The sequence below is a fragment of the Bacteroides sp. L008 genome, from assembly GCF_040812255.1.
In the GTDB taxonomy this organism is placed as follows: Bacteria; Bacteroidota; Bacteroidia; order Bacteroidales; family Bacteroidaceae; genus Bacteroides; species Bacteroides vicugnae.
On sequence record NZ_JBFNXO010000001.1, the window covers coordinates 481926 to 495398 of the forward strand.

Consider the following 13473-nt stretch of genomic DNA (forward strand, 5'->3'; position numbering starts at 1 on the left):
GATATAAAATGGTTGTTCATAATAACTCTGTGTCCTCCTTTCCTCTGTGGTGAATTCTCCCGCAAAAATAAACAAAAAAGAGCGAGAAGTATCGAAACTTCCCACTCTTCTTTCATTGTTTTATATTCTCTTAATTAAGAATGATTACTCTTATAATGGAACATATTCTACAAATGCTTCCATTGCTTCGTAAGAAGCCAGTCCCAACTGATCGTACAAAGTAGCTGTACCACGGTTACGATCTTCGCTACGTTGCCAGAACAAACGTTCGTCGTTACCCAGGAACGGAGCACTTTCCATTTGCGACTGATGTTTCAGGATAGAGTTACGTTTTGCACGAAGTTCTTCCGGACTGATAGGCACTGCCATTTCAATATTCTCGATTTCCCATTCAGCCCACGCACCACGGTACATCCAGATACGACAGTCTTTCAGCCATTTGGCACCTTCTTCTTTTTCAAGATCGACAGCAGCAAATACAGCGTCTGTACATACACGGTGAGTTCCATGTGGGTCGGCTAGGTCACCTGCAACGAAAATTTGGTGAGGTTTTATTTCACGGAGCAAGTTGCGTACAATTTCTACGTCTGCTTCACTGATCGGGTTTTTCTGAATCTTACCTGTTTCATAGAAGGGCAGATCAAGGAAATGGCAACGTTCCAACGGTATATTATTATAAGTACAAGCCGTACGGGCTTCACCACGACGAATCAGACCTTTGATAGTCAGAATATCACGGCTGTCCATATCACCGTCTTTCTTCTCTTTCAAGAAATTGCGTATTTCTGTATATTTTTCATTGATAACCAAGTCTTCACTGTTATTGAAGAGTTGGTTGAATCCATTGATGAAATGCATGAAACGAACTACTTCCTCGTCACCTACAGCGATATTACCGGAAGTTTCGTAAGCTACGTGTACTTCGTGTTTCTGCTCTACCAAACGGCGAAGTGTACCACCCATGGAAATAACATCATCATCCGGATGCGGAGAGAAGATGATTACACGTTTCGGATATGGTTTTGCGCGTTCCGGACGATAGGTATCATCAGCATTAGGCTTGCCACCCGGCCATCCGGTAATGGTGTGCTGCAAATCATTGAAAATTTTGATATTTACATTGTATGCAGAACCATAAAGTGCCAGAAGCTCACTTAACCCGTTTTCGTTATAATCTTTATTGGTCAATTTCAGAATCGGTTTGCCGGTCAGCTGACACAGCCAAACAATAGCGCTACGGATTAACTTATCGTTCCATTCGCAGGAAGTGACTAACCAAGGACGTTGGATACGTGTTAAGTTCATGGCTGCCGAAAGATCGAGAGCTACATGCGCATTGTTGTGAGTTTGCAGGTAAGAAGCAGGAATTGTGTCAGTGATCGCACCTTCCACACATTCTTTAATCATAGCTGCTTTATTCTCACCCCAGGCAAGCAGATACACTTTCTTTGCACCAAGAATAGTGGCTACTCCCATTGTAATAGAACTGATCGGAGTATTATCCAACGTTCCGAAAATCTTGGATGCCTCATTGCGTGATGCGTTATCCAACAAAATCAGACGAGTGGTAGAGTTCAGTCGGGAACCCGGTTCGTTGAACGCAATGTTACCTACACGACCGATACCTAACAAAGCAATATCAATACCTCCGAAGCTTTCAATGCGTTGTTCATACAGGCGGCAATATTCAAAGATAGTATCTTTGGCAATGCTTCCATCGGGAGTGAATATATTCTGCTTGTCAATGTCGATGTGGTCCAGCAACATACTCTTCAAAGCGTTGAAGTTGCTGTTGATTGCATCGGGAGACAACGGATAATACTCATACATATTAAATACGATCACATTGCGGAAGCTAAGTCCCTCTTCCTTATGCATACGGATAAGTTCGGTATATACGTGGCTGGGTGAGTCACCTCCGGGAAGTGCCAATACACAGAAACGTCCTGCCTTTTGTTTTTCGCGTATGGTTTGTGCTATTTCGCGCGCAATATAGTTAGCACCTTCTTCTACGGATTCGTAGATGTCCGTAGGGATTTTCTCGAGTCTTGTCAAGACTGATTTTTCAAATGCATTCTCCGGTCTGTAGTATCTGGGGGAGACCCGGTGGAGACTGATTTGAGAACTAAGATTTGTTTTCATAAAGTTGTTAATTAAGTTATGTAAGATTAGCGTCCTTACGACTGTATTTTCACGACAAAGATACAAAAGAAGTCTATATAATTAACTACCGAGTTATAGGTATTGTTGCTGCAATAATCTGTTTTTAACATTTGTTGTTTTGCCAATGTTACAGATGGAATTCGTCTGCATCTTTCCATACCGGGAACTTCTCTCTGAATTGGTTAAGAGTATTCAGATTAAGGCTCACAGTAGCTATTCCTTCCTTTTCATCTGGAAATGAGCCTATTTCTTCTCCGAAAGCAGAATAAACTCTGCTTCCTCCATTATATGTAAGCTGATATCCGTCTATGCCTACCCTGTTGACACCGCATACATAGCATTGATTTTCCAAGGCACGTGCCCGGAGTAGAGTGTCCCAAACCAGACGGCGGGGGATAGGCCAGTTGGCTACATATATTAAAAGGTCGTACTCGTTGTTTACGTTCCGGCTCCATACAGGAAAACGGAGATCATAGCAAACCAGCAGGCAGATATTCCATCCACGGTAAGGGATGATAAGTCGTTTATCACCAGCCGAAAAATGTTCAGCTTCCCTTCCCATACGAAACAGGTGACGTTTGTCATAATAGAATTCTTCTCCTTCCGGTGTCAGGAAGAAGGCCCGATTATAGAACTGGTCGTTTTCAGTTGCTATATAACTTCCACAAATGGCTAGCTGAAATTGGGCAGCCCATTGCTTGAGTGTTGTAATGGTCGCTCCGGAGTTCGGCTCTGCCAGCATTTTACTCTGCATGCTGAATCCGGTGGAAAACATCTCCGGTAAAACAACCATCTCCGTTATTCCACGAAGACTTTGCAGCTTTTCGTGGAGCAAACGGAGATTTTCTTGTTTATTTTCCCAAGCAATATCGGTTTGTATGATGGAAATACGGATAGACTCCATACTAACTAAGTGTTAAATAAGTATTAAGTGTCAAGTATTAAGTATTAAACCGTGCGGATAGGTATGTCAGAAGCTACGATTAATACTTATTACTTAATACTTAAAATCATATTTCTCCAAGAGCAAAATTCTCCGGATGTTTTCCTTTGAAATCCTTGAAATAAAGTTTGATTTCTTTCATGTCCTTATTAATATCTCCTGATGGCATGATGGCTTTCGTTGCAGAGATTGTTTTCTTGCTGTAATCAATGCCAATCAGAACGATAGGAACCTGGGCTTTCAAGGCTATAAAATAAAATCCTTTTTTCCAGTTTGGATTCGCTTTGCGGGTTCCTTCGGGAGTGATAGCCAAATTAAACTTTTTATATTTAGCAAAATTATGAACCATCTGATCTACTAGCGAAGTTTTTCGGCTGCGGTCAACGGGAATTCCGCCAACAGCTTTGAAAAAAACTCCGAGTGGAAAGAAAAACCATTCTTTTTTCATCATGAAACTTGTCTTACGGCCTATAGCACCATAAAATAGTTTTCCAATAAATAAATCAAGATTTGTTGTGTGTGGAGCGGCACATATCACGCATTTATCATAATTAGGCACCGTAACGTTTGTCTTCCACCCTAACAGGCGGTAATAGATAAAGCTATAAATTGCTTTTTTCATTTCTGCTTTTAGTTCAATTTTCCGATAGCTTCAATAATCTCGTTAATCTTTGCATTAAAGTCTGCACGGAATTTCTTATAAAAACCTTTCACGTTGCCCGGTTCTGTGTGGCTGATACGAGTAACAAACTCATCCTGCATTTTCAGTACCTCTGCCATCAGTTCATCAGCTTTCGCTTTGTCTGTGCCGGGGATAAGCATGCTGTTAATTAAACACTCGGTGAATAATTCTCCTGCGATATAGTTTACGTTCTTTTTGAGTTCTCTTCTACTTGCCATAATCTTTATATTTAATGGTGAATAATAAAAATATTTGCGGTAAAGATAGGCACTTTCTTTGATTCTAGCGAATAATATAGGGAAAAACATTATTCAGGCCTTCATCTTCTTAACTCTATCCCTTTATTTAAATAATTTCACAGGCTATTATTGATGGAATAACAGGTTTGATTGTGATCCTGAATAGTATTTTGGTTATGTATGAGCCAAATATTATTTTTTAGTGAAGCGGTAACCCGAAAAATAATATAGAATTTACCTAACGGACAAACGTACGTTATCTACCGTGTGAATGTCCGTTACCCACCGGACGAGCATCAACAACCTGCCAGACGAAAGCCGGTCATCTGCCGGACGAATAACTCATGAGGGACGCGGGTACAGAAACGGCACCGACGAAGTGATCCGAACCGACAGCGGTAGCAGCTAAAGCCATTTTCTCTGCCCTATATTATTGCTATTATTTATAACAGAAATAATACTTTTCTCTTCTCTTCTCTACTCTACTGGTTTTCGTTGGCTTTTCCCCCTTTACTGGTGGGCGTTTCAGCGCTTTGTACAGCCCTCTTTGGATACCTTCGTTTTTGCCCTATGATTTATATATCCTGTTAAAAAAAGAATTTGCCCCTTCGCTAAAGGCCAAAACTCTTCTATTACTGTAATTGTCGATGTTTTTCTCTGCTTTCATTTCGGTTGTTCTCGATTGTGTGTTATATAATACGGTAAATGTAAATGGCTATACTACGATGGATTATGCTTGTTATGCCAAGACTCGTACAACTACATTGACTACAACAGTCATCTATAACGGGCAGACAAAAACGATATCTATCTCTGCAAAACGTTATACAGGTGCTGACCAGCAATATAAGACGGTAACTTATAACCCGACACATAGTGGTGGTAAAGGTGGTAGCATGTAAATTGATCCATGTACCAAAATATAATTTGATACATATTTCCCATACATATCAACTGTCTGTGAAGATTGTTGATATGATTTTAAAGCGATTCATTGAATCGCTATGTAATATTTTTTAATAAAACCCTTTTGAATATGCTTCTTTTTTTCAATAAACCCTTTTTAGCATATTCATATAGAGTATAGAGGGAGGAGGTCACTGTGAAGCGGTCTCCTCTTTTGCTTTTTGGAAATACTGTAATCCATTAGAAATAATATCCTAAATTCACAAAGCAACTTCCTTTATCTGTCTGATTAGAATATCCTAATGATATTTCCAATGGTCCGAAGATGCTATCCATACCATAACCTGCGCTAACACCGAACAATTGCTTCCCTTTCAATATATCGAAGAAATTACTATCCGTTAGCCCGTAGTTACCTGTCAATGTGAGATAATGAATGGCTCCCATCCGTTGTCTGAATTTAATAGAGGCGATCATAATGGTGTTATCCATTAATTCCAGATTGGTAACCCCGGCAAAAGGTAATTGCTGTGGAATATAGAAACCGGGGACATCACCGCCAATAGCATTTTGTAATGGATAAGGAAAATCCCTTCCGATCAGGATACGTCCATAAATGGAAGGAATGACAGAGAAGCGGCGGGTCACTGGAATGACACTTGCCCACGAAGCATTCAGTGCTGAAAATGGAGCATGTTCGTTGTATTGTGCCATATTATCCGTATAGAGCGAATAGGCAGCTCTGAAGTCACTTCCTTTAGAAGGGAAACGTCCTTTATCATAGGTATTATATTGTACTTGGGCAAAATAACTTAGAAAATGTTCCGATTCTACTTTCAGGTCGGAGATTTCAGGTTTCTTAAACAGGAAATCCTTGTATTTGTAATATTCAAAACGAAGACCGAGTCCGAAACGGAAATTCTTGTACCATACATCAGAGAAACCGAATTCGGCCAGATGATATTTGTAAGTTGTATTATAGGCACGGTCACCTTCTTCGTAAATATTGATATCGTTGTATTGGAACATATACGAGAAGTTGAAATTACGTTGTTGCATGGGTTCCAACGTGTAGTCTATGCGGGCGGCATATCGTTTACCCAACCGACCGGTAAGAGCCAACCGGGAAGGAATATGAGTTTTGAGGTCTGCCGTTGCATTGACCAACAACGATGCGATCTCTTCCGAGTCGAAACGGATGCCCAAATTGATTCTTCTTTCATATTTTTCTTGCAACAGGAAGTTGAGATGATAGCCTTCAGGTGTCTCTTTCAATGTATAACTGGCACTTGAGTAGGATTGGCTACCGCGTAACTGATACAAGGCCTGTTCTATTTGTAGAGTGGAGATATTACTGTTTTCTTTCAAATTGCATTTCTTCATCAGCCATTTTTTGTCATCCACTTCTACACCCGAAAATGAAATGTCGGTCACATAAACAGTACGTGCATTGGATAGGGAAGAATAAGGGCCGTGTTGTTTGGGAGTATAATCCTCGGCTATTCCTATTTTCTTTTTTAAGGCAAGCAACGAATCCCATTGGTCTCTTGCCGCTTCTTCACCTCTTCGCATCAAGCTATCAATAGCAGTCGGAGTAAAACTGGCGGATGAATATCCCTCTACATTGACACGGATATAAGTATCTGTGAGGTCTACATTCTTTTCATGATTAGACTGACAGGTAATGTCTACAATCTGTCCCAGAATGTCGGGGACGCTATTGAGCTTGTCGGCCTTTTTGAGAGCGTTTTGCACGTCTACTCCGATAATAATATCAGCCCCCATTGCTTTCACTACATCCGCCGGATAGTTGTTTACAATACCACCGTCCACTAACACCATGCTGTCTTGCCGTACCGGAGTAAATACACCGGGGATGGCCATACTGGCGCGCATGGCAGTAGAAAGTATTCCGTCATGGAATACGATTTGCTCTCCGTTGACAACATTGGCAGCCACACAGGCAAAAGGAATGGGAAGTTTATTAAAATTGATAGAATCATGATATCCCACGGTAAGGTCTGAAAACAGATTGGCCAGATTCTCTCCTTTCATGATTCCTCCGGTAGCGGCATCTTTGGGAGTTTTGGTGAAAGGGATAGAGACTGTATATTTTTCAGATCGCTCACGATCTGTTAATGACATGGCGCTTCTTTTGATACGGTCACTCAACAGGAACGTCCAATCTTGCTTCCGTACCATACTGTCCAATTGTTCCGGAGTATAGCCGATGGCATAAAGACCACCTACGATAGCTCCCATACTGGTACCGGCTATATAGTCGATAGGAATGCCGGCTTCTTCGATCACTTGCAGTGCTTTGATGTGTGCCATTCCTTTGGCACCCCCGCCGCTCAGTACGACACCTACTTTTTTTCTTTGCTCCTGAGAATGCAAAGAAAAAGGCAATAATAAGCCAATTGATAAAACTAATGTTGAAAAGATTTGTTTTTTCATTAGGACATGGTCTAGTGTTGATGTTTAATATAATACAAATGTAGAGCATAATTTGTTTAGTTGTTGAAATGGGAATTAAAAAAAATGTTCCAAAAGTCGGAAATGTGGATAATTTCTACACAATACAGCGGATTTCCACACTTTTGCAAAAAGAAGAAGAATTTGTAATGCTTTGATTGTAAGTTAATAATGTCTGCGACGCATTTTTGGTATGTGAATTGCATATAGGAGTAAAGAACAAACATAAGTTAAATTAAATAATAAGATTCGATATGAGATTATTCTTTTCGAAACATGAGTTGAAACTGAGGAGAAAGAGAACCATTGCTGCTATAATCTGTGCGGTAGTTGTGTTGGGTGTATATTGGATACTGACCCGACCTCAGAAGGCTGCACCGGAAATGCCGACAGTCATTGTGGAACCGGTAGTGAAAGATGATGTAGAGATATACGGGGAATATGTAGGGCGTATTCGCGCCCAGCAGTTCGTCGAAGTCCGTGCCCGGGTGGAAGGCTATCTGGAAAATATGCTTTTTGCCGAGGGGACATATGTCAATAAGAATCAGGTTTTGTTTGTCATTAATCAGGACCAGTATCGTGCCAAAGCTGATAAGGCCAGGGCGCAGTTGAAAAAAGACGAAGCGCAGGCTTTGAAGGCGGAGCGTGATTTAAAACGTATCCGTCCGTTGTTTGAACAGAATGCTGCAAGCCAGTTGGATTTGGATAATGCGGAAGCTGCTTATGAAAGCGCCGAGGCAACGGTAGCCATGAGTGAGGCGGATCTGGCACAGGCTGAACTGGAGTTGGGCTACACCATTGTCCGTTCGCCTTTGTCGGGGCACATTAGTGAAAGAAATGTGGACTTGGGCACGTTAGTGGGACCCGGGGGGAAATCGTTGCTTGCTACTATTGTGAAGAGTGATACGGTGTTGGTTGATTTTAGTATGACGGCACTCGATTATCTGAAGAGTAAAGAAAGAAATATTAATTTGGGACAACAGGACTCTACCCGTTCCTGGCAGCCCAATATAACCATTACATTGGCGGATAACACGGTTTATCCATTCAAAGGATACGTGGATTTTGCCGAACCGCAGGTGGACCCTCAAACCGGTACTTTCTCCGTACGTGCAGAAATGCCTAATCCGAAACAGGTATTATTGCCGGGGCAGTTTACAAAGGTGAAATTGTTGCTGGATGTTCGTGAAGGAGCACTCGTTGTTCCGATGAAAGCCGTTACCATCGAAAAGGGTGGAGCATATATTTATACCATGCGTAAGGATAATGCTGTAGAGAAACGTTTTATTGAATTAGGACCGGAAGTCGGGAATAATGTGGTGGTAGAAAGAGGATTGGCAGAAGGAGAAATGGTTGTTGTGGAAGGATTCCATAAGTTGACTCCAGGTATGAAAGTACGGGTGAGCCAATCGGATGCAGAGGCCCAGGATAGTATAACTGCGACAAAAAATGAAGTGGTCGGGGCGAAAGAAAATGTTACCGGAATGAAGGATAATGCGAAAGGAGAATAAACGATGAAAGTTACTTTTTTTATAGATAGGCCGGTCTTTTCGGCTGTAATCTCCATCGTGATTGTGATTGTCGGTATTATCGGTCTGACGATGCTTCCGGTGGATCAATACCCGCAGATTACCCCTCCGGTAGTGAAGATCAGTGCTTCCTATCCGGGTGCGAGTGCACTTACTGTATCACAGGCAGTGGCTACTCCGATTGAGCAGGAAATCAATGGTACTCCGGGGATGCTTTATATGGAATCAAATAGTTCTAACTCCGGAGGCTTTTCGGCAACAGTTACTTTTGATGTATCTGCTGATCCGGATTTGGCAGCTGTTGAGATTCAGAACCGTGTGAAACTGGCAGAATCCCGTTTGCCGGCGGAAGTGATTCAGAATGGTATTTCGGTAGAGAAACAGGCTCCCAGTCAGTTGATGACGCTTTGTCTGACTTCTACTGACCCAAAGTTCGATGAGATTTACTTGAGTAACTTTGCTACTATCAATGTGCTCGATGTGATTCGCCGTATTCCCGGAGTGGGGCGTGTATCCAATATCGGTAGCCGTTATTATGCCATGCAGATATGGGCGCAGCCGGATAAGCTGGCAAACTTCGGACTGACCGTACAGGATTTGCAGAATGCATTGAAAGATCAGAATCGTGAATCGGCAGCGGGGGTGCTGGGACAACAGCCTGTACAGGGATTGGATATCACGATTCCTATCACGACACAGGGACGTCTTTCCACTGTAGGACAATTTGAAGATATCGTAGTGCGTGCTAATGCGAATGGTTCTATCATTCGATTGAAAGATGTGGCACGTGTATCGCTGGAAGCTTCTTCCTACAATACAGAGAGTGGTATTAACGGTGAGAATGCTGCCGTGCTTGGTATTTATATGTTACCGGGTGCCAATGCGATGGAAGTGGCCGAGAGAGTAAAAGAGGCGATGGATGAGATTAGCAAGAACTTCCCGGAGGGATTGAGCTATGAGATTCCGTTCGATATGACGACCTATATTTCCGAATCTATTCATGAAGTATATAAGACGTTGTTTGAAGCGTTGGTTTTGGTGGTTCTGGTGGTTTATCTATCCTTGCAGAGCTGGCGTGCAACGTTGATTCCGGTAGTGGCGGTACCTATTTCATTGATCGGTACTTTCGGATTCATGCTGATTTTCGGTTTCTCACTGAATATCCTGACATTGCTCGGATTGATCCTTGCCATCGGTATTGTGGTGGATGATGCGATTGTGGTGGTGGAAGGTGTAGAACATATCATGGAAACGGAGCACCTAAGCCCTTATGAAGCTACGAAAAAAGCGATGAACGGACTTTCCAGTGCTTTGATTGCCACTTCACTGGTATTGGCGGCTGTGTTCGTCCCGGTTAGCTTTTTAAGTGGGATTACAGGACAGTTGTATCGCCAGTTTACGGTGACAATTGTAGTGTCCGTACTTATTTCTACGGTAGTGGCTCTGACATTGAGTCCGGTGATGTGTTCGCTGATTCTGAAACCGGATAGCGGGAAGAAAAAGAATATCGTTTTCCGGAAGATTAATGAATGGCTGGGTATCGGTAGTAATAAGTATGTAGCTGCCGTAACTCGTACAATCAAGCATCCTCGTCGAGTTTTGAGTGCTTTTGGTATGGTGTTGATTGCTATCATGTTGATTCATCGTATTATTCCGACCAGTTTCTTACCTGTAGAAGATCAGGGATATTTCAAGATTGAATTGGAACTACCGGAAGGAGCTACTCTGGAACGTACCCGTATCGTGACAGAGCGTGCCATTGCTTATCTGGAAAAGAACCCGTACATTGAGTATATACAGAATGTAACGGGAAGTAGTCCGCGTGTCGGAAGTAACCAGGGACGTGCTGAACTGACGGTGATCCTGAAACCTTGGGAAGAACGGAAGAGTACTACTATTGAGAAAATCATGCATACGGTGGAAAAACATCTTCAGGAATATCCGGAATGTAAAGTCTATCTGTCCACCCCTCCGGTGATTCCGGGACTGGGTAGTTCGGGAGGTTTTGAGATGCAGCTGGAAGCTCGCGGAGAAGCCACCTTTGATAATTTGGTAGACGCAGCAGATACATTAATGTACTATGCATCCAAACGTAAAGAGCTGGCCGGCTTGTCATCTTCTTTGCAATCGGAAATCCCACAACTCTATTTTGATGTGGATCGAGATAAAGTGAAGATGCTGGGTGTGCCTTTGGCTGATGTGTTTTCTACCATGAAGGCTTATACCGGTTCGGTGTATGTGAACGACTTTAATATGTTCAACCGTATATATAAGGTTTATATTCAGGCGGAAGCTCCTTACCGGGAACATAAAGACAATATTAATTTATTTTTCGTAAAAGCCTCCAATGGAGCGATGGTACCGTTGACTTCTCTGGGAAATGCATCATATACCACAGGACCGGGAAGTATCAAACGTTTCAATATGTTTACTACGGCCGTTATTCGTGGAGCAGCTGCGCAAGGATATAGTTCCGGACAGGCGATGGAGATCATGGAACAGATTGCCAAAGATCATCTCCCCGATAATATCGGTCTGGAATGGAGCGGTCTTTCCTATCAGGAGAAGCAGGCGGGAGGTCAGACAGGTATGGTGATGGCACTGGTATTCTTGTTCGTTTTCCTTTTCCTTGCCGCACAATACGAAAGTTGGACAGTGCCTATTGCCGTATTGCTTTCTTTACCTGTGGCTGCTTTGGGAGCCTATTTGGGAGTCTGGGTTTGCGGATTGGAAAACGATGTTTATTTCCAGATTGGCTTGGTTATGTTGGTCGGACTTGCCGCTAAGAATGCAATTTTGATTGTAGAGTTCGCAAAGGTGCAGGTAGATAAAGGTGAAGACTTGGTGCAGTCGGCCATATACGCAGCCAAATTGCGTTTCCGTCCGATTCTGATGACCTCTCTTGCCTTTGTGCTCGGTATGCTTCCGATGGTACTGGCAAGTGGTCCGGGTTCGGCAAGCCGGCAGGCAATCGGTACAGGTGTATTTTTCGGAATGATATTTGCCATCGTATTTGGTATCATTCTTGTGCCGTTCTTCTTTGTGATGGTGTATAAAACAAAGTCGAAAATCTTAAAACATAAGAAATAATGAAACGAAAGAAACTATATATTGCTATTCTGTTACTTGCCGGAGTACTGACTTCCTGCAAGGTAGGGAAAAGCTATGTCCGTCCTGATCTTCATTTACCCGACAGCTTGGAAAGATCACAGGATTCGGTCAGCTTCGGTGCTCAGGACTGGAGGGATATTTATACGGATGCTACATTGAGAAGTCTGATAGAGCGTGCATTGGATCATAATAAAGATATGCTGATTGCTGCTGCCCGTGTGAAAGAAATGGCTGCACAGAAACGAATTTCTACGGCGGCATTGCTTCCGGATATTAAAGGAAAAGTGACAGGGGAACGTGAACTTGAGAATCATGGAGGAGACGCTTTCAAGAGATCAGATACCTTTGAAGCACAATTTCTTGTTTCATGGGAACTCGATCTTTGGGGAAATCTGCGTTGGGCACGTTCGGCCAGCATTGCCGAGTATCTGCAATCTATTGAGGCGCAACGTGCATTGCAGATGACGATTGTGGCTGAAGTGGCGCAGGCTTACTATGAACTGGTAGCTTTGGATACAGAGCTTGATATTGTCAAACAGACGTTGAAAGCCCGTGAAGAAGGGGTACGTCTGGCACGTATCCGGTTTGCCGGTGGATTGACCTCCGAGACTTCCTATCGACAGGCACAAGTGGAGTTGGCACGTACGGCCACTCTGGTTCCTGACTTGGAACGTAAAATCTCTCTGAAAGAAAACGATATTGCTTATCTTGCGGGTGAATATCCTAATAAGATAGCCCGTTCCCGTTTGCTTCAGGAATTTAATTCTCCGGAAACACTTCCCGTAGGATTACCGTCTACTTTGTTGGAACGCCGTCCCGATATTCGTCAGGCAGAGCAGAAACTGATTGCTGCCAATGCAAAAGTGGGAGTGGCCTATACGAATATGTTCCCGCGTCTTGCCTTGACAGGCGGTTTCGGTAGTGAAAGTACTTCTTTGTCGGAACTCCTGAAATCTCCCTACGCAATTATGGAAGGAGCTTTATTAACTCCTATCTTTGGTTGGGGAAAGAACCGTGCGGCATTGAAAGCGAAGAAGGCCGCTTATGAGGCTGAAGTACATAGTTATGAGAAATCCGTACTGGAAGCTTTCAAAGAAACACGTAACGCGATTGTCAACTTCAACAAGATCAAGGAAGTATACGAACTTCGTGCCAATCTGGAACGTTCGGCCAAGAGCTACATGGACCTGGCACAATTGCAGTACATCAATGGGGTCATCAACTATCTGGATGTATTGGATGCCCAACGTGGATACTTTGATGCCCAAATCGGATTGAGTAATGCCATTCGTGACGAGTTGATTGCGGTGGTTCAACTTTATAAGGCTCTTGGCGGAGGCTGGGAGCAGAATCCCTAGAATTATATTATAAATTAGCTCGCTGAAGAAAACGTTAAGGCTATCTCCCACGTCGGGAGATAGCCTT

The 13473-nt window shown here is 42.9% G+C and carries 8 protein-coding genes and 1 pseudogene; 4 read left to right on the forward strand and 5 right to left on the reverse strand.

The annotated features are described in order from the left end of the window. Nucleotides 1-150 precede the first annotated feature (150 nt). From AB3G73_RS01885 to AB3G73_RS01900, 4 genes are all read right to left on the reverse strand, one after another. Entirely contained in the window at nucleotides 151-2142 is a 1992-nt protein-coding gene (locus AB3G73_RS01885; protein WP_074556431.1) for a glucosamine-6-phosphate deaminase, read from the reverse strand. 148 nt (nucleotides 2143-2290) lie between these two features. Further along, complete coding sequence (locus AB3G73_RS01890; RefSeq protein ID WP_074556432.1) at nucleotides 2291-3067, reverse strand: amidohydrolase; 777 nt, start codon at nucleotides 3065-3067, stop codon at nucleotides 2291-2293. 106 nt (nucleotides 3068-3173) lie between these two features. Next, nucleotides 3174-3728, reverse strand: a complete 555-nt coding sequence (locus AB3G73_RS01895) for a 1-acyl-sn-glycerol-3-phosphate acyltransferase (RefSeq protein ID WP_074556433.1) — start codon at nucleotides 3726-3728, stop codon at nucleotides 3174-3176. 8 nt (nucleotides 3729-3736) lie between these two features. Continuing rightward, nucleotides 3737-4006: a hypothetical protein gene (locus AB3G73_RS01900; RefSeq protein ID WP_074556508.1), complete on the reverse strand. Its 270-nt coding sequence runs from the start codon at nucleotides 4004-4006 to the stop codon at nucleotides 3737-3739. A gap of 710 nt (nucleotides 4007-4716) precedes the next feature. On the opposite strand from AB3G73_RS01900, the pseudogene AB3G73_RS01905 reads away from it, so the two are divergent. Beyond that, nucleotides 4717-4929, forward strand: a pseudogene (locus tag AB3G73_RS01905) (carboxypeptidase regulatory-like domain-containing protein); the annotation flags it as partial. A 244-nt stretch (nucleotides 4930-5173) separates the two neighbouring features. Here the strand turns inward: AB3G73_RS01905 and AB3G73_RS01910 are convergent. Next, on the reverse strand, nucleotides 5174-7390 hold the full coding sequence (locus tag AB3G73_RS01910; protein WP_148366183.1) for a patatin-like phospholipase family protein: 2217 nt from the start codon (nucleotides 7388-7390) through the stop codon (nucleotides 5174-5176). A gap of 272 nt (nucleotides 7391-7662) precedes the next feature. Between AB3G73_RS01910 and AB3G73_RS01915 the strand changes: the two genes are divergently transcribed. From AB3G73_RS01915 to AB3G73_RS01925, 3 genes are read left to right on the forward strand one after another with little or no spacing between them, the layout of a single operon-like run. Further along, nucleotides 7663-8919 (forward strand): efflux RND transporter periplasmic adaptor subunit, encoded by a 1257-nt coding sequence (locus AB3G73_RS01915; RefSeq protein WP_074556439.1) that lies wholly within the window; start codon nucleotides 7663-7665, stop codon nucleotides 8917-8919. A 3-nt stretch (nucleotides 8920-8922) separates the two neighbouring features. Beyond that, nucleotides 8923-12027 (forward strand): efflux RND transporter permease subunit, encoded by a 3105-nt coding sequence (locus AB3G73_RS01920; RefSeq protein WP_195649064.1) that lies wholly within the window; start codon nucleotides 8923-8925, stop codon nucleotides 12025-12027. Then, nucleotides 12027-13406, forward strand: coding sequence for an efflux transporter outer membrane subunit (locus AB3G73_RS01925; protein ID WP_074556441.1), 1380 nt, complete (start codon nucleotides 12027-12029; stop codon nucleotides 13404-13406). Before AB3G73_RS01920 ends, AB3G73_RS01925 begins: the two co-directional genes overlap by 1 nt. Nucleotides 13407-13473 lie beyond the last annotated feature (67 nt).

What these genes read in the sequence shown, in the direction of transcription:
- AB3G73_RS01885 (WP_074556431.1), bottom strand. Translation starts at nt 2,142, where the DNA reads ATGAAAACAAATCTTAGTTCTCAAATCAGTCTCCACCGGGTCTCCCCC.
- AB3G73_RS01890 (WP_074556432.1), bottom strand. Translation starts at nt 3,067, where the DNA reads ATGGAGTCTATCCGTATTTCCATCATACAAACCGATATTGCTTGGGAA.
- AB3G73_RS01895 (WP_074556433.1), bottom strand. Translation starts at nt 3,728, where the DNA reads ATGAAAAAAGCAATTTATAGCTTTATCTATTACCGCCTGTTAGGGTGG.
- AB3G73_RS01900 (WP_074556508.1), bottom strand. Translation starts at nt 4,006, where the DNA reads ATGGCAAGTAGAAGAGAACTCAAAAAGAACGTAAACTATATCGCAGGA.
- AB3G73_RS01910 (WP_148366183.1), bottom strand. Translation starts at nt 7,390, where the DNA reads ATGAAAAAACAAATCTTTTCAACATTAGTTTTATCAATTGGCTTATTA.
- AB3G73_RS01915 (WP_074556439.1), top strand. Translation starts at nt 7,663, where the DNA reads ATGAGATTATTCTTTTCGAAACATGAGTTGAAACTGAGGAGAAAGAGA.
- AB3G73_RS01920 (WP_195649064.1), top strand. Translation starts at nt 8,923, where the DNA reads ATGAAAGTTACTTTTTTTATAGATAGGCCGGTCTTTTCGGCTGTAATC.
- AB3G73_RS01925 (WP_074556441.1), top strand. Translation starts at nt 12,027, where the DNA reads ATGAAACGAAAGAAACTATATATTGCTATTCTGTTACTTGCCGGAGTA.